We start from the raw sequence: 18,971 nt of genomic DNA, 5'->3' as shown, positions 1-18,971 counted from the left end.
GCCGTCATCCCGGCACACGCCCCACCGTCATCCCGGCATGCTTTTGGCCGGGATCAGCGTGGTGGGTCCTCGATTACTCTCGCTCCCGGGACCGGGGCGGTGGCGGTGCGGACGCTGCGGCAGACGCCGGCGCCGGAGAGTTCGGCGGCTACGGCGACTGCGGCGGCTTCGTTGTCGCAGAGGAAGGCGCAGGTGGGGCCGGAGCCGGAGATCAGACCGGCCAGGGCGCCTGCGCCGACGCCTGCGCGCAGGGTGCGGCGGAGTTCGGGGCGCAGGGTCAGGGCGGCGGCTTGCAGGTCGTTGCCGAGTAGGGGGGCCAGGTGCCGGGCGTCGCCGGATGCCAACGCCTGCAACAGCTCCTGCGGCTCCGCGACGCGCGGCGGGTCGCCCTGGTCGCGCAGCCGGTCCAGCTCCCCGTACACCGCGGGGGTGGACAGGCCGCCCTTGGCCAGCGCCAGCACCCAGTGAAAGGTGTTGCGCGCCAGCACCGGGAGCAGGTCCTCGCCCCGGCCGCGGCCCAGCGCGGTGCCGCCGTACAGGGCGAAGGGCACATCGCTGCCGAGTTCGGCACCGATCGTGGCCAATTCGTCGCGGGACAGCCCCAGCTCCCACAGCTCGTTCAGGCCGACCAGGGCGGCGGCCGCGTCGGCGCTGCCGCCCGCCATGCCGCCGGCGACCGGAATGCCCTTGCGGATGGCGATCTCCACCAGCGGCGCACGTCCGGCCAGGTGCGCCAGCCGCACCGCGGCCTGCCACACCAGATTCCGGCGGTCGGTGGGAACTTCGTCGGCACCGACGCCGACCACTCGTACCGACAGCGATGCCGCCGGGGCGATCTCCACGTCGTCGCTGAGCGAGAGCGCCTGGAACACCGTGGTCAGCTCGTGGTAGCCGTCAGCGCGGAGATCACCCACACCGAGGTGCAGGTTGACCTTGGACGGTGCCCGCACGATCACGGGTCTGGGCACAACGGAAAGCACGAACCTACAGCGTACTGGGGTGCGGGCGTCCATGCCGCCACAGCACGCGAGCAACGCGCCGTCGAGACCCGGAAAAGGTGCCGGGGATCACTTGCGCATGGTACCCATGGGGGGTATTTTCATCGATGTCGGGTGATACCCCTACACCGTATAAAAGTCAGATTGAGGAGTCGATCATGGCCACCAGCACCTACACCGTCACCGGCATGACCTGCGACCACTGCGTGTCCGCGGTGCAGCAGGAGATCGGCCGGATCGACGGCGTCACCGGTGTCGAGGTGGATCTGGGCACCGGCCGCGTGCAGGTCGAGTCCGCCGCGCCGATCTCCGATGCCGCCGTCACCGCCGCGGTCGACGAAGCGGGTTACCAGGTGGCGTGATGAACTCCGGATTGCAGACCGCACAGTCGGTCGAACTCGAGATCGGCGGGATGACCTGTGCGTCCTGCGCCGCGCGAATCGAGAAGAAACTCAACCGGATCGACGGCGTGAGCGCGACGGTCAACTACGCGACGGAGAAGGCGAAGGTCTCCTTCCCCGCCTCGGTGACGCCGCGGGATCTGGTCGAGCGCGTGGTCGACGCCGGGTACACCGCCCGCGTGCACGAACCCGCCGAAACCACACGCCCACAGGACGATTCGCGACCCTCGCCCGCCGACCGGCTGCGGCGGCGGCTGCTGCTCAGCCTGGCCCTGGCGGTGCCGGTGATCGTGATGGCCATGGTCCCGGCGCTGCAATTCCGTAATTGGCAATGGCTTTCGCTGGCGCTGGCGGGCCCGGTGGTGTTCTGGGGCGGGGCGGGCTTCCACCGCGCCGCCTGGACCAACGCCCGCCATGCCACCGCCACCATGGACACCCTCATCTCGCTGGGCACGCTGGCCGCCTTCGGCTGGTCCGTGTACGCGCTGTTCTTCGGCGATGCCGGAATGCCCGGCATGAAGCACGGTTTCAGCCTCGCGGTCGAGCGCGGCGGCGCGGCGTCCAATATCTACTTCGAGGTGGCCGCGGGCGTCATCGTGTTCATCCTGGCGGGCCGCTACTTCGAGACGCGAGCCAAGGAGCGCGCCGGATCCGCGCTGCGGGCCCTGCTCGAGCTCGGCGCCAAGGATGTGGCGGTGCTGCGCGATGGCCGCGAGATCCGGGTTCCTGTCGAGGAATTGCGCGTCGACGACCTGTTCCTGGTCCGGCCGGGAGAGAAGGTCGCCACCGATGGTGTTGTGGCGGAAGGCAGTTCGGCGCTGGACCTGAGCCTGCTCACCGGCGAATCGGTGCCGGTGGAGGTCGGCCCGGGCGACCAGGTGATCGGCGCGACCGTGAACGCCGGGGGCGTACTCACCGTGCGCGCCACCAGGATCGGCGCCGACACCCAGCTCGCGCAGATGGCGGCGCTGGTGGCGGAGGCGCAGAACGGCAAGGCGCCGGTGCAGCGGCTCGCCGACCGGGTCGCGGGGGTGTTCGTGCCCATCGTGATCGCGATAGCCGTTGTGACACTGGGCTTCTGGCTCGGCGGCGGGGCATCGGTGGCGACCGCGTTCGGGGCCGCCGTGGCGGTGCTGATCATCGCCTGCCCGTGCGCGCTCGGCCTGGCCACGCCCACCGCGCTGCTGGTCGGCACCGGGCGCGGGGCACAGCTGGGCATCCTCATCAAGGGACCGCAGGTGCTGGAGTCCACCCGGCGCATCGACACCGTCGTGTTGGACAAGACCGGCACCGTCACCACCGGGAAAATGACGCTGGCCCAGGTGATTCCGGCCGCCGGTGCGGACGCGGACGAGCTGCTGGCGGTGGCCGCCGCGGTGGAGCACGGCTCCGAGCATCCGGTGGCGCGCGCGGTGGTGAGCGGCGCGGCCGAGCGCGGGCTGACACCGGAACCGTTGCGGCAGTTCGTGAGTCACGGCGGCAAGGGCGTGCAGGGCATGGTCGGCGAGCGCGCGGTGATTATCGGGCGCACCGAGCTGCTCGACGACTGGGCGATCCGTCTGCCGGAACCGTTGACGCAGGCCAAGATCGAGGCCGAGGCGGCCGGGCGGACCGCGATCGCGGTGGCCTGGAACGGCATTGCGCGCGGCGTGCTGGTGATCGCGGACGCCATCAAGCCGACCAGCGCGGACGCCATTGCCGACCTGCGCGCCCTGGGCCTCACCCCGGTGCTGCTGACCGGCGACAATGCCGCCGCCGCCCGCTCGGTCGCCGATCGGGTCGGCATCGACGAGGTCATCGCCGAGGTGCTGCCCAGCGACAAACTCGCCGAGGTGCGGCGGCTGCAGGACGGCGGCAAGGTGGTGGCGATGGTCGGCGACGGCGTCAACGACGCGGCCGCCCTCGCCCGCGCCGACCTGGGCCTGGCCATGGGCACCGGCACCGACGTGGCCATCGAGGCGGGCGACATCACGCTGGTCCGCGGCGACCTGCGCACCGTCGCCACCGCCATCCGCCTCTCTCGCGCCACCCTGCGCACCATCAAGGGAAACCTGTTCTGGGCCTTCGGCTACAACGTGGCCGCCATCCCCCTCGCCGCGGCGGGCCTGCTCAACCCGATGCTCGCCGGCGCAGCCATGGCCCTGTCCAGCATCTTCGTGGTCAGCAACAGCCTCCGGCTACGCACCTTCCGCTGACTATGGTTCCGCGAACGGCCCGGTACCCACACCGGGCCGTTCCTACGCCTGCCGAAAGCCCGCCCGATTCCAACGCCCCCACCATCATGATTCCGGCATGCTTTTGGCCGAAATCCGGTGAGATCCCGGCCAAAAGCATGCCGGGACCAAAGAGTGGAGGTGCACGCCGGGACCAAAGAGTGGAGGGGTGCACCAGGACCAAAGAGCGAAGGCACGCACCAGGAATAAGGCGTGAGGGCACGCACCAGGATCAAAGAGCGAAGGTACACACCAGGACCAGAGAGCGAAGGCACACACCAGGACCAGAGAGCAAAGGCACACACCCGGACCAAAGAGCAAAGGCACACACCCGGAATAAGGCGTGAGCGCGCCCGCCGGACGATGGCCGCTATGCCTGTTGGGCCAGGCGGACGAAGGCGGCGGTGTCCAGGGTTTCGCCGCGGGCGGTGGGGTCTATGCCTGCGGCCAGTAGGCGGCGTTCGGACTCTGTGGTGGAGCCTGCCCAGGGGGCCAGGGCGGCGCGTAAGGTCTTGCGGCGCTGGGCGAATGCGGTGTCGATGACGGTGAAGACGCGTTCGCGGTGGGCGGCGTCGATGGGCCAGGGAGGTTCGGTGAAGCGGTCGATGCGGACCAGGCCGGATTCGACCTGCGGGACCGGCCAGAACACCTGGCGGCCGACGGCCCCGGCGCGGCGGACGGTGCCGAAGAACCCGGCCTTCACGCTCGGGACGCCGTAGATGCGCGAACCCGGTTGGGCCGACAGGCGATCCGCCACCTCCGCCTGCACCATTACCAGAGCCGTTGCGAGACTGGGCAATTCGGCCAGCAGGTGGAGCAGCACCGGAACCGCCACATTGTAGGGCAGATTCGCGACCAGCGCGGTCGGCGCGGCGGGCAGGTCCGCGGCGCGCACCCGCAGCGCGTCGGCGCCGACCACCGCGAGCCGATCGGCCAGCTCCGGCGCGCGATCGGCGACGGTCCTCGGAAGATGCTGCGCCAGAACGGGATCGATCTCCACCGCCACCACCCGGTCCACCACGTCCAGCAGCGCCAGCGTCAGCGACCCGAGCCCCGGCCCGACCTCGAGCACCACGTCCTCGCGCCCCACGCCCGCGGCCGCCACGATCCGCCGCACCGTATTGGCATCATGCACGAAGTTCTGCCCGAGCTGTTTGGTCGGCCGCACCCCGAACCGCTCCGCCAACACCCGCACCTCGGCAGGACCGAGCAGCTCGGCCTGACCGCGGGCAGCAACAGCAGGTTCGGACACGCCCGACAAACTACCAAGCCGGGCGGGACCGGCGACGCACCGGCTAGCGCTCGGTCGGTGTCGCCAGCACCCGGGCGGTGAACTCGTCGATGGCCGACCACATCTGCGGGTTCAGCTGGACGTGCTTACCGGTGCCGACCACCGTGCGGAAGTCGACGCCGTTCGCCGCGAACTGGGCGGCCAGCGCGGCGTGCAGCGGGGACGGAACCGTGGTGTCGGTGGCGTTGACCAGCAACAGGATCGGGGCGTCGTAACCGCTCGTGGGGACGGCCATATAGTCGGTGAGCGCGGTGCGGAACCGGTCGTCGCCGAGCGGCTTCGCCAGCATGTCACCGAGGGACACGCCGTTGGTGCGGTCGATGATGCGGTCCAGGCACAGGTCACCGATGCTGTCGAGCACCTCGCGGCCGCGCGGGCTCAGATAGCCGTTCACATCCAGGTCGGGCCGCGACTCCCGCAACCCCGCCAGGGTCATGGCGATGAACGACGTGGTCACGCCGTCGCTGCCCGGCAGGTCCGGCAGGTGCGGGCCCGCGAGCGGCAGCACCTTCTCCACATCCGATTCCGGATCGATGGCGATGGTGCCGCGGAAGTCCAGGTCCGGCGCGTAGGTGCGCTGCAGATGCGCGGCGCCCAGCGCCGCCTGCCCGCCCTGCGACGCACCGGCCACCGCCCAGGTCCGCGACAGCTCCGGATGCGTGGCGCGGGCGGCCCGCACCAGATCGATGGTCGCGGTGGCCTCGGTCTTCAACTCCAGATACGGGTGCGGCCCGGTCCGGAACCTGCCCAGCCCCAGGTAGTCCGGGGCCACGACCGCGAAGCCCTTGGACAGGAAGTAGCGCAGCGTCTGCTCTTCCTTGGCCCGGCTCGCCGGATAGGGCGCACCGTCCGGATCGGACTGGCCGCCGCAGTTCGCGCCGAGGCCGCTGGTGCCGTGGTCGTAGGCGAGGATCGGCCAGCCACCCGCGGGTGCGGGCCCCGACGGCAGGAACACCGCGCCGCTGGCCGGTTGCGGCGTGCCGTCCGATCCGGTCATCCAGTAGTCGACCGCCTCGCCGTTGCTCAGCCCGTGCCAGCCGTCCGGCCGCGGCGTCACCTCGATGGTGGTGCCGGGCACGCCCGTACGCACCGGGGCCGCGACCGCCGGACCCGCGGTGAGGCTCAGCGCGGCACCCGCCGTCACCGCTACGGCGAGGACCGTCCGTCCCCACGAACCGGGCAATCGCATATCGGCACCACTTTCCAGCTCTCCGGGCAAAACTTGAACGAGCGTACAGTCTGTTTTTGAGAGCAGTGTGTGAAGCTACGACGGCACCGATGCCCGCACCTCGTCCAGAAAGCAATCCAGCGCCGACCACATGGCCGCGTTCAGCTGCACGTGCGCACCGGTGCCGACCACCATCCGGTACCGGACATGATTCGCGGCGAGTTGCGCGGCCAGCGCGGCGTGCAGCGGCGAGGGCACCGCGAGATCGGTGGCATTGATCAGCAGCAGGATCGGGGCGTCGAAGCCGCCGGTCGGAACACCCATGTAGTCGGCCAGCGCGGCACGAAAATGCGTGTCGCCCAACGACTTCGACAGCACATCGCCGATTCCGATCCCGTGTACCCGCGTCACGATCGCGTCCAGGCAGAGCCGCCCGATGCCATCGAGCAGGCGGCGACCCCGCGGTGTCAGATAGTCGTCGACCCGGGCATCGGGCCGCGCCGCACGCAATCCCGCGAGAATGCTGGCGACCGCCGCGGTGAGGGCGTCGCCGATCTCCCCGGGCAGATCCGGCCCCCACGGCCCGGCCGCCGGGAGCAGGTGCTCCACATCCGATTCGGGATCGATGGCGACCGCGCCGCGAAAATTCAACTCGGGCATAAGGTTTCGCTGCCGATGCGCGATACCCAATGCCGCCTGCCCACCCTGGGACCCACCCAGCACCATCCAGGTCCGCGACAGCCGCGGATGCGCGGCGCGGGCCACGCGCAGCAGATCCAGCGTGGCGCTCACCTCGGTGGTCAGCTCCAGATACGGATGCGGGCCGGTGTCGAACACCCCGAGCCCCAGATAGTCCGGCGCGACCACCGCGAATCCCTTCGACACGAAGTGCCGCAGGATCCGGTCCTCGCCCTCCAGCGCCTTGCCGAACGGCGCCCGCTCGGGGGCCGCCTGCCCGCCGCAGCCCGGCCCGAGCCCGCGGGTGCCGTGCTCGAAGACGAGGATCGGCCAACCACCGGCGGGGGCCGGACCCGGCGGCACGAACACCGCCCCGCTGGCCGGGCGCGGCGCGCCGTCCGATCCGGTTGTCCAGTACCGCACCACCTCACCGCCGGACATGCCGCGCCAGCCGCCGGGTTGCGGGGTGATCGAGAGGGCCGTGCCCGGAACCGCGCTCGGCGCGGCGGCCGCGCTCGCCTCCCCCAGCGCGAGCGCCGCCACGACGACAATGCAGGCCGCCAACCGCATCGAACACCACTCTCCGTTTCGAGGAGCACGAGCCGAATAGTCCGTAGCCAGCAGATTGCTGTTCGAGCGTGACGATCGTACCCGTTGACGCGAATTGATACACGTTCTAATTTCGGAGTGTTCGCGGAAGTGGCGGCGGCACAGCGGCTCCCGCCCCGGACGTACCCAGGAGGGACGAAACGCCATGCAGCGCAGGTTCGACGGAAGACGGGTGTTGGTCACGGGTGCGGGTTCCGGCATAGGCCGCGGGGTCGCGCTGCGCCTGCTGGCCGAGGGCGCCGCCCTGGTGGCCGCGGATGTCGCCGAGGAGGGTCTGACCCAGACCGTCCAGGCGGCGGACGACGGCGACCGCGAGCGGTTGCAGACCGTTCGCGTGGATGTCGCCGATCAGAAGTCGGTGCGGGCGGGCTGCGCGACGGCGATCGAATTCCTGGGCGGGCTGGACGTTCTCGTGAACGCGGCCGGGATCATGCGCACCGCGCACACCCACGAGATGCCGCTGCAGGCGTGGAACCAGGTCATCGGGGTGAATCTGACCGGCACGTTCCTCATGATCCAGGCCGCGCTGCCGACGCTGCTGCAGGCCGAGCATCCGGTGATCGTGAACTTCTCCTCGACCTCCGCCTTCGGGGCGCATCCGTACATGGCCGCGTACTCGGCCTCCAAGGGCGGCGTGAACGCGATGACCCACGCCATCGCGCTGGAGTACGCGAAAAAGGGCCTGCGCGCGGTGAATATCGTCCCCGGCGGCATCAACTCGGGCATCACCTCGGGCCTGGCCGTCCCCGAGGACACCGATTGGAGCCTGTTCGCCCGCCTCACCGGCTGGCTGAACGGCGGCGCCCTCGGCAATCCCGACGACGTCGCCGCCGCCGTCGCCATGGTCGCCTCCGAGGAGGGCCGCTACATCACCGGCTCCGAAATCCGCGTCGACGGCGGCGCCCTCATGTAATTCGGGCAGACGAGAGCCGTCGCGGCGGGCAGACGAGGGCCATCGCGTCGGGCAATTGAGAGCCATCCCGTCGGGCAGACGAGGGACGGGCTCAGCTGATTCCGAGGCGGCTGGTGCAGGCGGGCCAGGCGCCCCAGCCCTGGCGGGCTCGGGTGACCTCGGCGATGGCGATCTGTTCCTCGCGGGTCGCCAGGTCGGCGCGGGGGGCGTAGCGCAGGCCGCCCTGTCGCGCCCAGGTGTTCTCGTCGAACTGGATGCCGCCGTAGTATCCGTTGCCGCTGTTGATCGCCCAGTTGCCGCCGGATTCGCACTTGGCCAGCGCATCCCAGGTGCTGCCGTCGCGCACCGGGGGGACCTCGGTGCCGGGCTTGGCGCCCTTGCGAATGGTCTTGGGCTCGGCCGGGACGATGACCTTGTTGCCGATCGGGTCCTTGCTGCTCTCCTTGCCGTTGACGATGGCGACGGCGTAGGTCACGTCCTGCACGCCCGGCTTGCCCGGATTCTCGACGACGGTTCGGCTCATATTCATCGTCGGGTCCTCGATGACGTTCTCCGGCGGATCCAGCGGCACCCGCTCGACCCGGTCCTCGACCCGCTTGCGGGTGACGGTGATCTTCATGCCCTCGGTGAGCGGGGTGTTCGCGGCCGGAACCACCGAGTCCTGGTCGACCAGCGGCGTGCCCTGCACCGTCAGCAGCTCGCCCACAGTCGGCGCGGCCAGGCGCACATACCCGGCGGCCTCGCCGTTGTCGGACAGCAGCACCGTGCGCGGACTCGTCACCGCCATGGCCGCGCCCTCCAGCGGCAGCGGGGTGGGCCGCGACGGCGAGACGAAGACGTCGCTGGGAATCTGCAACTGTGACAGCGCATCCGCGACGGTGTAGCCGGTGGTCCACACCTGCTTGGCCCGGCCGTCGAAGGTGAGCGACACCTGCCGGGCCCGATTCAGCGTGACGGTCGCCCCGTTGGCGACCGAGTCACCGGCGGACGGGCTGACCGCGTCCTTGCTGTGCACCACGAACCCGGCGGCCTTGAGCACCCCGCGCGCATCGCCCGCCATGGTGGTGAGCGTGGACTTCTGCCCGTCGACTATGACCGTGACCGTCTTGCGGTCCACGATCGCGAATACCGCCCCGACAATGAGCGTGACCAGCATCGCCGCGATGGCCGCGTACAACAGCGGCGATCGCGACGAGTTGATCCGCCGCAGGGCGGACGTCCGAGAGTCCGGCATGGTCACAATACGATAACGAGGGGGTCAGAGCCTGACAACCACAAGCCGTGGAACAGGCATTTTCCACATCACGGGGCGATATCGAGACTGCGGAGAGATTACGACTCGGTAATACTAGTGAATCCGGCCACAGACCGTACAGCAATCCCTCGCGTTGTGACCTAGCGCACGTTGGGTCCCGGCCAAAAGCACGCCGGGAAAACATGAAGAGGCACGCCGGAAAACATGAAGAGGCAGGTCGGGAACACAGGAGGTAGGTCGAGAACACAGAAGGCAGGCCGAGAACACAGAAGGCAGGCCGAGAACACAGAAGGCAGGCCGAGAACACAGAAGGCAGGCCGAGAACACAGAAGGCAGGCCGAGAAGGTGAACGGGGCGGTGGCTAGTAAAGGCCGTACACCCGATAGGCGTTGGCGGTGGTGATCTTCGCCAGCTCGAGTGGGTCCTGACCGCGCAGGTCGGCCAGGGCGCGGACCGTGTAGGGCAGGCAGTACGGCTCGTTCGGGGCGCCGCGGAAGGGGTGCGGGGTCAGGAAGGGGGCGTCGGTCTCGACGAGGATCCGGTCGTCCGGCACCACCTTCGCGGCCTCCCGCAGCTCGTGGGCATTCTTGAAACTGACCGTTCCGGAGAAGCTGAGCACGTACCCCTCCTCCACGCAGGCGATGGCCATATTCGTGTCGGAGGAGAAGCAGTGGAAGATCACGGTGTCCGGCGCGCCCTCGTCCAGCAGCACCGCGAGCAGGTCGTGGTCGGCCTCGCGGTTGTGGATCATGAGCGGCTTACGCACGCGTTTGGCCAGGTCGATGTGCCAGCGGAAGCCCTCCACCTGGTCCTCGATCGTGGCGCAGCCGTCGAGCTTGCCGGGCCAGTAGTAGTCCAGCCCGGTCTCGCCGACCGCCACCACCCGCGGGTCCGCGGCCAGCTTCTCCAGCTCGGCCTCGGCCGCGTCGTCCAGCGCGTTCGCGCGGGTCGGGTGCAGCGCGACGGCCGCGTACACCCGCTGGTCCCAGTGCGCGGCCTCGACCGCGAACCGGGCGGCGGCCAGATCGTCGGCCACCGTCACGACCCGGCCGACGCCCACCGCGGCGGCCCGATCGACCACGGCCGCAACCGATTCCGCGTCGGTGGCGCCGCACGCGTCCAGGTGGGTGTGCGCGTCCACCAGGGGGGACAGCGGTTCGGGGGGTTCGGGAGCAGGTCGTTTGCTAGGCATCGGCAACCGGGATATTCGCGCGAGCGGTCGAAGGCACGCAGATTAGAGTAGACACACCATGAGCGCCTCCGAACGTCCCGCCTTCTATATCACCACGGCCATCGCCTACCCGAACGGTGCGCCGCACATCGGGCATGCCTACGAGTACATCTCGGCCGACGCCCTCGCGCGGTTCAAGCGCCTGGACGGATACGACGTGTTCTTCATGACCGGCACCGACGAGCACGGCCAGAAGGTGCAGCAAGCCGCGCGCGCCGAGGGCATCCCGGTCGAGGAGTACGCCGCGCGCAACTCGGATGTGTTCGAGCGCATGGACAAGACGCTGGACGTCTCCTTCGACCGGTTCATCCGCACCACCGACGAGGATCACCTCGCATCCTCGATCGCGATCTGGGAGCGGATGCGCGAGGCCGGGGACATCTACCTCGACACCTACTCCGGCTGGTACTCGGTGCGCGACGAGGCGTTCTACACCGATGAGGAGACCACCGTCGGGGAGGACGGCATCCGGGTCGCCACCGAGACCCGCACGCCGGTGGAGTGGACCGAGGAGTCGAACTACTTCTTCCGCCTGTCCAAGTACCAGGACAAGCTGCTCGAACTGTACGAGCAGCGGCCCGATTTCATCCTGCCCGCGACCCGCCGCAACGAGATCGTGAGCTATGTGAAGGCGGGGCTGAAGGATCTGTCCATCTCCCGCACCACCTTCGACTGGGGCGTACCGGTTCCGGGGGATCCCGCGCACGTCATGTACGTCTGGGTGGACGCGCTCACCAACTACATCACCGGGGCGGGCTTCCCGAATACCGAGTCGGAGTCGTTCCGCCGGTACTGGCCCGCGGATCTGCACATCATCGGCAAGGACATCACCCGCTTCCACACCGTGTACTGGCCCGCGTTCCTGTTGTCCGCGGGGATGGAAACGCCGAAACGGGTGTTCGTGCACGGGTTCCTGTACAACAAGGGCGAGAAGATGTCGAAGTCGGTCGGCAATGTGGTCGACCCGCTCCGGCTCGTCGAGGAGTACGGGCTCGACGCGGTCCGCTTCTTCCTGCTCCGCGAGATCTCCTACGGCCAGGACGGGTCCTACAGCCACGAGGCGATCGTCGGCCGCATCAATACCGATCTGGCCAACGAGTACGGCAACCTGGTGCAGCGCAGCCTGAAGATGGTGGCGCGCGACTTCGGTTCGGCCGTACCGACTCCCGGCGAGTTCACCGACGCCGACCGCGCCCTGCTCGACCGCGCCAACGGTCTGCTGGAACGCTCCCGCGCCGAATTCGACCAGCAGCAGTTGCATCTCGCGCTGGAGGCGATCTGGCTGACGCTGGGCGAGACCAACCGCTACTTCTCCGCCCAGCAGCCCTGGGCCCTGGCCAAATCGGGCACCCCCGAGGACGTGGCCCGCGAGGCAACGGTCCTCTACGTCACCCTCGAGGTCCTCCGCATCGTCTCCATCCTGGTGCAACCTGTAATCCCAGGCTCGGCAGGCAAGATCCTCGACCAGCTGGCCCAAACCGGCCGCACCTTCGCCGACCTCACCACCCCGATCGAACCGGGCCTGTCCCTCCCCACCCCCGAGCCGGTCTTCCCGAAGTACGTGGAGCCGAAGAACTAGCGCCTGTTCACGAGCACACCCGCACCCCAGCTCCCGACGCACCCACCCCAGCTCCCGGCGCACCCACCCCGGCTCCCAGCGCACCCCCAGTTCCCGGCATGCTTTTGGCCGGGACCTCGCAAGATTCCGGCCAAAAGCACGCCGGAATCATGAGGGTGGTTACGTGCGGAGAAGGACAGCGCGCGAATTAGTTGGCGGCGCGGGCGGCGAGCACGGCGTCGTAGAGCTCTCGGCGGGAAGCCCCCGCCGTCGCGGCTATCCGGGCGCAGGCGTCCTTGAGGCGGAGGCCCTCGGCTACCAGGGCTTCTACCTCGTCGACCAGGTCGGCGGGGTCGGTCGAAATCGGCTGGGCGCCTTCGAGGACGACGGTTATTTCGCCGCGGGCGCCGTCGGCGGACCAGGCGGCCAGCTCGGCGAGGGTGCCGCGGACGACCTCCTCGTAGGTTTTGGTCAGTTCGCGGCAGACGGCGGCGCGGCGGTCGGGGCCGAGGACGGCGACGGCGTCGGTGAGGCAGTCGGCGAGGCGGTGCGGGGCCTCGAAGAAGACGACGGCGCGCGGCTCGGTCGCCAGGGTGCGCAGCCACTCCTTGCGCTGGCCGGACTTGCGCGGCGCGAAACCGTCGAAGCAGAACCGCTCCATCGGCAGGCCGGACAGGGCCAGGGCGGTGGTCACCGCGGATGGGCCCGGCAGGCAGGTCACCGGCAGTCCGCGCTCGACACACGCGGCGACCATGCGGTAGCCCGGATCGCTCACCGACGGCATGCCCGCGTCGGTGACCAGCAGCACCGTGTGCCCCGCCTCGATCTCGTCCAGCAGCAACGGAATTCGCGCGACCTCCACATGATCGTAGAAACTCACCACCCGCCCGGTGATCTCCACCCCCAGCGCCTTGGCCAGTGCCCTGGTGCGCCGGGTGTCCTCGGCCGCCACCACCTCGGCCCCCGCCAGCGCCGCCCGCAGCCGCTGCGACGCATCCCCCACATCCCCCATCGGCGTCGCCGCCAGCACCAGCCGCCCCGCCCCGGCCCACTCACTCATCCCGCTACCGTCCACGCCTCCATCACACCGCACCGACGAGGTGGTGCTCCGTTCGGGCCATGTGTGCAGTGGATCCCGGCCAAAAGCATGCCGGGAACGCAGTGGGAGCAGGCCGGGAACGCAGGGGAGGCGGGCCGGGACTGTGGTGGACTACTCGTTGAGGGCGGCGCGGATGTAGCCGAGGGCGGTGTCGTCGTCCAATCCGAGGCGGCGGACGACGGTGACGTATTCGGTTGCCGCGCGGCCCGCTACGTCGCGGGTCGGGTCGCCGGAGGAGGCGATGAAGGAGCCGAGGCGGCCGCGGGTCTCGAGGACGCCGTCCTGTTCCAGTTCGCGATAGGCGCGGGCGACGGTGTTGGGGGCCAGGCCGAGCTGGGCGGCGAGCGCCCGGACCGTCGGGATCTTGGTTCCGGCCGTCAGCTCACCGGACCGCACTCGGGCGATGATGCCCTGTCGCAGTTGCTCGTACGGCGGAACCGTCGAGTGATGGTCGACCGGAATGTCCAGCATCGGTCCCTCACACCTCGTCCCGAGACAGCGGGCAGGACATGCAGCGGGGCCCGCCCCGGCCGGAGCCGAGTTCGGAACCGGGGATGGCCAGCACCTCGATGCCCGCATCCGCCAGCCGCGCGTTCGTGTTCTCGTTGCGTTCGTAGGCGACGACCACGCCCGGCGCCACCGCCAACGTATTGTTGCCGTCGTCCCACTGCTCCCGCTCGGCGGTGACGCCGTCCAGCCCGGTGACGATCACCCGCAGCTTGTCGATGCCCATGGCCTCGGCCGCGGCGGGCAGGAACGGGTCCGGCCCGCGCATGCTGACGCGGTGGTCGTCCTCCTTGCGAATGGTGAACGCGCACAGCTCGTCCTGGATGGCGGGGTACATCACGACGGCGTCCACGTCCACCATGGTGCACACGGTGTCCAGGTGCATGGTGGCGCGATTCTGCGCGATCGGCACCACCAGCACGGTATGCGCGAGACTGTCCTCGAACAGGCTGCGCGCCAACGCCTCCGCCCCGGCCGGCGAGGTCCGCTCGCCCACCCCGATGGCCACCACGCCCGGCGAGAGCAGCAGCACATCGCCGCCCTCCATGGGCGCGGTATGCGATTCGTAGGCGCGCCGCACGCCGAGGAAGCGCGGATGGAACGCGTAGACCAGATCGGTCAGCGAGGTCTCCCGCGCCCGCGCGGGCAGGGCCAGCGAGGTGATGGCCACCTTCGGGCCGACCCAGAACGAGGAGTCGCGGGTGAACAGCAGATTCGGCAGCGGGTCGATGACGAAGTCGGTGCCGTGGTGCATGCGCCGCACCAGCGAGGTGGCGTCGGGGTCGAACGGCAGCTCGTCGAAGGTCATGCCCGCCATGAGGATTCGGGCCAGGTCGGCGGGCGGGACGGCGCGCAGATAGCCCTTGAGATCCTCGGCCAGCCCGTGCCCGATGCGGCGCGCGTCCACCGCGGCGGTGATGCCCATGCTGCGGCCCGGGCGACTCTGCGCCAGCGTCTCCACGAGCAGATCGGCCAGCAGCAGCACCTCCACCCCGCGGCCGCGCAGGGTGTCGGCGAAGATGTCGTGTTCCTGCTGGGCGCGCTCCACCCAGGGGATACCGTCGAACAGCAGTTGGTCGTTGTTGCGGGGTGTCAGTCGGCGCAGCTCGTCTCCGGGCCGGTGCAGTAGCACCGTTCGCAGGTTGCCGACCTCGGATGTCACGGAAAACGGTCGCGCTGCCGGCACAGCCTCTGTTTCCATATTCTGACCGTAATGGTCGGCCGCGACATTGGCACGGAATTCGCTGGGCATCCGGACCGGCACAAATGTGACCCCAGTTCTTCCGTTCGGCGGCAATCTGCGCCATACCTGAAGTATTGTTAAGGTATGCAGCACACGACATGGCAAGCCAAGGAGCTCACCCCGGGACAGTTGTCCGAACGCAGCGGGGTCGCGGTGTCGGCGCTGCACTTCTACGAGCGCGAGGGCCTCATCACCAGCCGCCGTACCAGCGGCAACCAGCGCCGCTACCCGCGTGAAACGCTCCGTCGGGTCGCGTTCATCCGCATCTCGCAGCGAGTCGGCATTCCGCTCAGCGAGATTCGCAAGGCGCTGGACACCCTGCCCGAGGGCCGCACCCCCAACCGTAAGGACTGGGAGCGGTTGTCGGTCATCTGGCGCGAGGACCTGGAACAGCGCATCGAACAGCTGACCCGCCTGCGCGACAGCCTCACCGGCTGCATCGGCTGCGGCTGCCTGTCGCTGGCCAGCTGCCGCATCATCAACTGGCACGACAAGCTCGGCGACGACGGCCCCGGCGCCCGAGTCCTGGACGTCAACATCACCCCTGGCGAATCAGAGGGCTGCGCGGCCGCGGAGTTACCCGAATCCTCCGGCGCCGCGGGCGCTTAGCGCAGGAACGTGTGGAAGCGGTCGTTGGCCTTGCGCATGACCAGCTCGTACGGGAGGGCGAATTTGCGGGCCCACCAGTAGCCGAAGCGCACGTCGAAGGACGTGTAGACGAGGAAGTGGTTGCGCGCGATGCCGCGCAGGATCTGCGCGGCGACCCGCTCCGGCGGGGTGGCGTGCTTCTGGAAATGCCGGACGTAGCGCTGCACCCGCGGGTCCTCGCGGTCCACCCCGGCGATCTCGACGGTCTGCACCAGATGGGTGTTCACCGCGCCCGGCACCACCAGGTGCACGGTGATCCCGTGCCGCGCCAGATCGAACCGCAGCACCTCCGACGCCCCGCGCAGCCCGAACTTGCTGGCGCTGTAGGCCGCATGCCACGGGAATGCCAGCAGGCCAGCCGCCGACGACACATTCACCAGTGCGCCACCGCGTCCCGCCTTCACCATCGGCGGAACGAAGTTCTCGATGACGTGGATGGGGCCCATCAGGTTGACGTCGATCATCCGCCGCCAGTGCCGATGCTCCAGGTTCTCCACCGTGCCCCAGGCCGAGACCCCGGCGACGTTCATCACCACGTCCAGGCTGCCGTGCTCGTCGTGCACGTCGGTGGCGAAGGCGGTGACGGCGTCGTAGTCGCTGATGTCGAGGGGCCGCGAGGCCAGCACCTTGCCGCCCGCCTGCTCGATGAGCGCCACCGTCTCGGCCAGCCCCGCCGCGTCGATGTCGGTCAGCACCAACTCCGCGCCCTCGCGGGCGGCGGCGAGCGCCGTCGCCCGCCCGATCCCGCTGGCCGCGCCGGTGACGAGGGTCTTCTTGCCGCTCACGGACTTCAAGCGATCACGCACGCCATTCCTCGATGGTTGTAGGCGGCGACCGAATCGCGACGAATCACCCGACCCGAACGCCTGACATATTCCAGTGCTGCCGAGGAGCATACGGCCTACCCCCAACCCCGGTTCGATTCCATACAGCCCGCCCCCACTCCGACTCCCCCGGCTCAGCGGTCACGCCCACCCGCCCCGCTCAACAATCACGCCCGCCAAGCACTTCCAGCATGCCCGCGACTGCGGCGGGCCAGGTGAATTGTTCGGCGCGGATGCGGGCGGCGCGGCGGCGGGCGGCTGGGGGGAGGGCCAGGACGTTGTTGACCGCGTGGGCGAAGGCGGTGGGGTGGTCGTCGGCGACGGCGCCGCAGTCGGCGGTGACGATGTCGGCCAGGGCCGAGGAGCGGCTGGCTACCACCGGGGTGCCCGCGGCCAGGGCCTCGAGGGCGGCGAGGCCGAAGGTCTCGTGCGGGCCGGGGGCCAGGGAGACGTCGGCGCTCGCCAGCAGCGTCGCCAGGCGGGCGCGGTCGTCGATGAAACCGGTGAAATGGACCGCGGGGCGGCCGTCGTGGAGCGGGGGCAGGCCACGGGCCAAGCGGTGCAGGGACTCTCGGCGGGGGCCGTCGCCGACCACGATCAGCCGCGCGTCCACCCCGGCTCGCCGCAGCGCGTCCACCGCCTCGATGCTGCGGTCCACGCGCTTCTCCACCGACAACCGTCCGCAGTGCACCAGCAGCGGATGTTCGGATCCGCCCAGTCGCGCCCGCAGCGCCCGATCCCGTCGCCGCGGGCTGAACAGCTCGAGATCCACGCCCAGCGGCACCAGCGCCACATTCGGCACGTCGATGCGCTGAAACTCCGCGCGGGCGAATTCCGTTGTGCAGACCACGATGTCGTAGTCGCGCGCGGTCTGCCGATTGGCCGCGTCGGCCGCCCGCCGCGCCATCGGCCCCGGCAGCACCTGCCCCAGCAGCCGGTCCAGCCGCTCGTGCGAGATCATCACCCCCGCCACGTCGCGCCGCCGCGCCCAGCGCCCGAATCCGCGCAGCGTCAACCGATCCGACACCTCGAGCACGTCCGGCCGCAGCCCCGCCAGCACGTCGGCCACCCGCCGCGGATTCGCCGCCCGATACCCGCCCGTCCACGGAATCGCCAGCGCCGGAACGGTTATCCGCACCACCCCGCTCGCCAGCACCTCCTCGCCGCGGCGCGCACCCGGCACGATCAGCACGACCTCGTGCCCGGCCGCGGCGTATCCCGCCCCCAGGTGATGCAGTGCGGTGCGTAGGCCCCCCGACCGCGGACCGTAGAAGTTCGCCAGCTGAGCGATGCGCACGCGCCGATCGTGCAGGCAAACCGGACCGCCCGGGCCAACAGGGCGTGAACTCCGGCGGAAGGCTGGTCAACCGAGCGGTTCGGGCCAGACGCGCAGCATGCCGTGCGAGGGCTGGTGATGATGCAGGCCCGCGAGCTCGGCCCCGACCGCGATCCACTCGGTACCCGGAAACCGCACCCGGAACCGCAGCACCGTTCCGTCCCGCTCGGCCCCGCCGACCACGGACAGGTGCGCGGCCCGGTACGCCTCGACATCGTCCGGGTGGATCTCGGGAAGCTCGGTCGCCCACCGGTCCAGGGGCGGCGGCGGTTCCCGGACCCACTCGTACACCAGCCCCGTCGCCATGGTCAGCCCCACGCCGTTCGGCAGCGCCCGCGACGCCGCCCGCAGCATGGTCAGCTCGGTGCTGGGCGCGGACGGCACCACCATCTCGTGCATCAGCGCCCGGATGAACGGCTCCCCGTCCGGATGCACCCGGGTGATCATCTGGAAGTGCCGGACCGCGCCGTCGTCGCCGAGCATGTCGACCTCACCCTGAAAGCACGACCCCGGCTTCAGATCCTGGATCAAGCCGAAGTACGCGAGGCGGTCGTCGAACCGCACCATCCGCCCGAACGCCTCCGGCGGCGTCCGGATCACCCGCACGTCCTCGGGCGCCCGCGCGAAGATCAACTCCTCCAGACCCGGCCCGTGGTGCGCCAATTGGGTGTCGGAATTCCAGTCCCAGCAGGCCACCCGCCGCCGCGGCGGCGGCATCGCATTCAGCCGCCCGGCCCAGACCTGCACGCCGTGCACGGTGCCGAACGCGCACCGCACCGGCACCGCCACCACCCCTACGCCGGAATCGGCCAGCACCACCTCGGCGTCGGAGCTCTCGCTCGCCGCCCGCACCGCGTCGGTGATCAACCGCCGCCCCACCGGACCCAGCCCGGCCCGCGCCCGCCAAGGACTCGTCCAATCCCGCCGCTGCCCGCCGTCGGCCACCACCGTCGGTTCCGGCCCCATGATCTCGACCAGCAACCATTCATCTTCCGGCAT

At 70.0% G+C, this 18,971-nt stretch carries 17 protein-coding genes; 5 read left to right on the top strand and 12 right to left on the bottom strand.

Annotation, left to right across the window (positions count from 1 at the left end):
* Window positions 1–53: 53 nt before the first annotated feature.
* Window positions 54–980, bottom strand: a complete 927-nt coding sequence (locus HPY32_RS25440; RefSeq protein WP_067596192.1) for a 4-(cytidine 5'-diphospho)-2-C-methyl-D-erythritol kinase — start codon at window positions 978–980, stop codon at window positions 54–56.
* Window positions 981–1,156: 176 nt separating this feature from the next.
* Here HPY32_RS25440 and HPY32_RS25435 point away from each other — a divergent pair, with 176 nt between their 5' ends.
* Both HPY32_RS25435 and HPY32_RS25430 read left to right on the top strand, forming a co-directional pair.
* Complete coding sequence (locus HPY32_RS25435) at window positions 1,157–1,360, top strand: heavy-metal-associated domain-containing protein (protein ID WP_067593451.1); 204 nt, start codon at window positions 1,157–1,159, stop codon at window positions 1,358–1,360.
* Window positions 1,360–3,594 (top strand): heavy metal translocating P-type ATPase, encoded by a 2,235-nt coding sequence (locus tag HPY32_RS25430; RefSeq protein ID WP_067593454.1) that lies wholly within the window; start codon window positions 1,360–1,362, stop codon window positions 3,592–3,594. The genes HPY32_RS25435 and HPY32_RS25430 overlap by 1 nt, the downstream gene beginning before the upstream one ends.
* A gap of 388 nt (window positions 3,595–3,982) precedes the next feature.
* Here the strand turns inward: HPY32_RS25430 and rsmA are convergent, their stop codons facing one another.
* The 3 genes from rsmA to HPY32_RS25415 all read right to left on the bottom strand — a co-directional run bounded on the left by rsmA (window position 3,983) and on the right by HPY32_RS25415 (window position 7,319).
* A complete protein-coding gene (gene rsmA / locus HPY32_RS25425; RefSeq protein ID WP_067593457.1) occupies window positions 3,983–4,864 on the bottom strand; it encodes a 16S rRNA (adenine(1518)-N(6)/adenine(1519)-N(6))-dimethyltransferase RsmA in 882 nt (293 codons plus the stop codon).
* Window positions 4,865–4,907: 43 nt separating this feature from the next.
* Window positions 4,908–6,092 carry a lipase family protein gene (locus HPY32_RS25420; protein ID WP_067593460.1) on the bottom strand — a complete coding sequence of 395 codons (1,185 nt, stop codon included), beginning with the start codon at window positions 6,090–6,092 and terminating at the stop codon, window positions 4,908–4,910.
* 75 nt (window positions 6,093–6,167) lie between these two features.
* A complete protein-coding gene (locus HPY32_RS25415) occupies window positions 6,168–7,319 on the bottom strand; it encodes an alpha/beta hydrolase family protein (RefSeq protein ID WP_067593463.1) in 1,152 nt (383 codons plus the stop codon).
* A gap of 184 nt (window positions 7,320–7,503) precedes the next feature.
* On the opposite strand from HPY32_RS25415, the gene HPY32_RS25410 reads away from it, so the two are divergent.
* Window positions 7,504–8,271 (top strand): SDR family NAD(P)-dependent oxidoreductase, encoded by a 768-nt coding sequence (locus HPY32_RS25410; RefSeq protein ID WP_067593466.1) that lies wholly within the window; start codon window positions 7,504–7,506, stop codon window positions 8,269–8,271.
* Between the two features lie 91 nt (window positions 8,272–8,362).
* Here HPY32_RS25410 and HPY32_RS25405 read toward each other — a convergent pair whose 3' ends face one another.
* Complete coding sequence (locus HPY32_RS25405; protein WP_067596193.1) at window positions 8,363–9,505, bottom strand: resuscitation-promoting factor; 1,143 nt, start codon at window positions 9,503–9,505, stop codon at window positions 8,363–8,365.
* 382 nt (window positions 9,506–9,887) lie between these two features.
* Window positions 9,888–10,718, bottom strand: coding sequence for a TatD family hydrolase (locus HPY32_RS25400; protein WP_067593469.1), 831 nt, complete (start codon window positions 10,716–10,718; stop codon window positions 9,888–9,890).
* Between the two features lie 58 nt (window positions 10,719–10,776).
* Between HPY32_RS25400 and metG the strand changes: the two genes are divergently transcribed.
* On the top strand, window positions 10,777–12,336 hold the full coding sequence (metG, locus tag HPY32_RS25395) for a methionine--tRNA ligase (RefSeq protein WP_067593472.1): 1,560 nt from the start codon (window positions 10,777–10,779) through the stop codon (window positions 12,334–12,336).
* A gap of 187 nt (window positions 12,337–12,523) precedes the next feature.
* Here metG and rsmI read toward each other — a convergent pair whose 3' ends face one another.
* From rsmI to arcA, 3 genes are all read right to left on the bottom strand, one after another.
* Complete coding sequence (gene rsmI, locus HPY32_RS25390) at window positions 12,524–13,375, bottom strand: 16S rRNA (cytidine(1402)-2'-O)-methyltransferase (protein ID WP_067593475.1); 852 nt, start codon at window positions 13,373–13,375, stop codon at window positions 12,524–12,526.
* A gap of 150 nt (window positions 13,376–13,525) precedes the next feature.
* Window positions 13,526–13,885, bottom strand: coding sequence for a GntR family transcriptional regulator (locus HPY32_RS25385; RefSeq protein ID WP_067593479.1), 360 nt, complete (start codon window positions 13,883–13,885; stop codon window positions 13,526–13,528).
* Window positions 13,886–13,892: 7 nt separating this feature from the next.
* The gene (gene arcA / locus HPY32_RS25380; protein WP_067596194.1) at window positions 13,893–15,122 is read right to left on the bottom strand and encodes an arginine deiminase; all 1,230 of its coding nucleotides are present in this window, start codon (window positions 15,120–15,122) and stop codon (window positions 13,893–13,895) included.
* A 126-nt stretch (window positions 15,123–15,248) separates the two neighbouring features.
* Between arcA and soxR the strand changes: the two genes are divergently transcribed.
* Window positions 15,249–15,773, top strand: coding sequence for a redox-sensitive transcriptional activator SoxR (soxR, locus tag HPY32_RS25375; RefSeq protein WP_067593482.1), 525 nt, complete (start codon window positions 15,249–15,251; stop codon window positions 15,771–15,773).
* Here soxR and HPY32_RS25370 read toward each other — a convergent pair.
* From HPY32_RS25370 to HPY32_RS25360, 3 genes are all read right to left on the bottom strand, one after another.
* Window positions 15,770–16,618 (bottom strand): SDR family oxidoreductase, encoded by an 849-nt coding sequence (locus HPY32_RS25370; RefSeq protein ID WP_067593485.1) that lies wholly within the window; start codon window positions 16,616–16,618, stop codon window positions 15,770–15,772. The genes soxR and HPY32_RS25370 overlap by 4 nt on opposite strands.
* Before the next feature lie 178 nt (window positions 16,619–16,796).
* Window positions 16,797–17,933, bottom strand: coding sequence for a glycosyltransferase (locus HPY32_RS25365; RefSeq protein ID WP_171983052.1), 1,137 nt, complete (start codon window positions 17,931–17,933; stop codon window positions 16,797–16,799).
* A gap of 66 nt (window positions 17,934–17,999) precedes the next feature.
* Window positions 18,000–18,971: a GAF domain-containing protein gene (locus HPY32_RS25360; RefSeq protein ID WP_067593496.1), complete on the bottom strand. Its 972-nt coding sequence runs from the start codon at window positions 18,969–18,971 to the stop codon at window positions 18,000–18,002.

This window comes from Nocardia terpenica (genome assembly GCF_013186535.1).
Lineage (GTDB): Bacteria > Actinomycetota > Actinomycetes > Mycobacteriales > Mycobacteriaceae > Nocardia > Nocardia terpenica.
The sequence above is the reverse complement of the archived record's forward strand: the minus strand, read 5'-3'. Positions and strand labels throughout refer to the sequence as shown.

Coding starts and splice junctions, on each gene's coding strand:
- metG (WP_067593472.1), top strand. CDS start 10,777: ATGAGCGCCTCCGAACGTCCCGCCTTCTATATCACCACGGCCATCGCC.
- soxR (WP_067593482.1), top strand. CDS start 15,249: ATGCAGCACACGACATGGCAAGCCAAGGAGCTCACCCCGGGACAGTTG.
- HPY32_RS25405 (WP_067596193.1), bottom strand. CDS start 9,505: ATGCCGGACTCTCGGACGTCCGCCCTGCGGCGGATCAACTCGTCGCGA.
- arcA (WP_067596194.1), bottom strand. CDS start 15,122: ATGGAAACAGAGGCTGTGCCGGCAGCGCGACCGTTTTCCGTGACATCC.
- HPY32_RS25415 (WP_067593463.1), bottom strand. CDS start 7,319: ATGCGGTTGGCGGCCTGCATTGTCGTCGTGGCGGCGCTCGCGCTGGGG.
- HPY32_RS25385 (WP_067593479.1), bottom strand. CDS start 13,885: ATGCTGGACATTCCGGTCGACCATCACTCGACGGTTCCGCCGTACGAG.
- rsmI (WP_067593475.1), bottom strand. CDS start 13,375: ATGAGTGAGTGGGCCGGGGCGGGGCGGCTGGTGCTGGCGGCGACGCCG.
- HPY32_RS25410 (WP_067593466.1), top strand. CDS start 7,504: ATGCAGCGCAGGTTCGACGGAAGACGGGTGTTGGTCACGGGTGCGGGT.
- HPY32_RS25435 (WP_067593451.1), top strand. CDS start 1,157: ATGGCCACCAGCACCTACACCGTCACCGGCATGACCTGCGACCACTGC.
- HPY32_RS25360 (WP_067593496.1), bottom strand. CDS start 18,971: ATGCCGGAAGATGAATGGTTGCTGGTCGAGATCATGGGGCCGGAACCG.
- HPY32_RS25400 (WP_067593469.1), bottom strand. CDS start 10,718: ATGCCTAGCAAACGACCTGCTCCCGAACCCCCCGAACCGCTGTCCCCC.
- HPY32_RS25430 (WP_067593454.1), top strand. CDS start 1,360: ATGAACTCCGGATTGCAGACCGCACAGTCGGTCGAACTCGAGATCGGC.
- HPY32_RS25420 (WP_067593460.1), bottom strand. CDS start 6,092: ATGCGATTGCCCGGTTCGTGGGGACGGACGGTCCTCGCCGTAGCGGTG.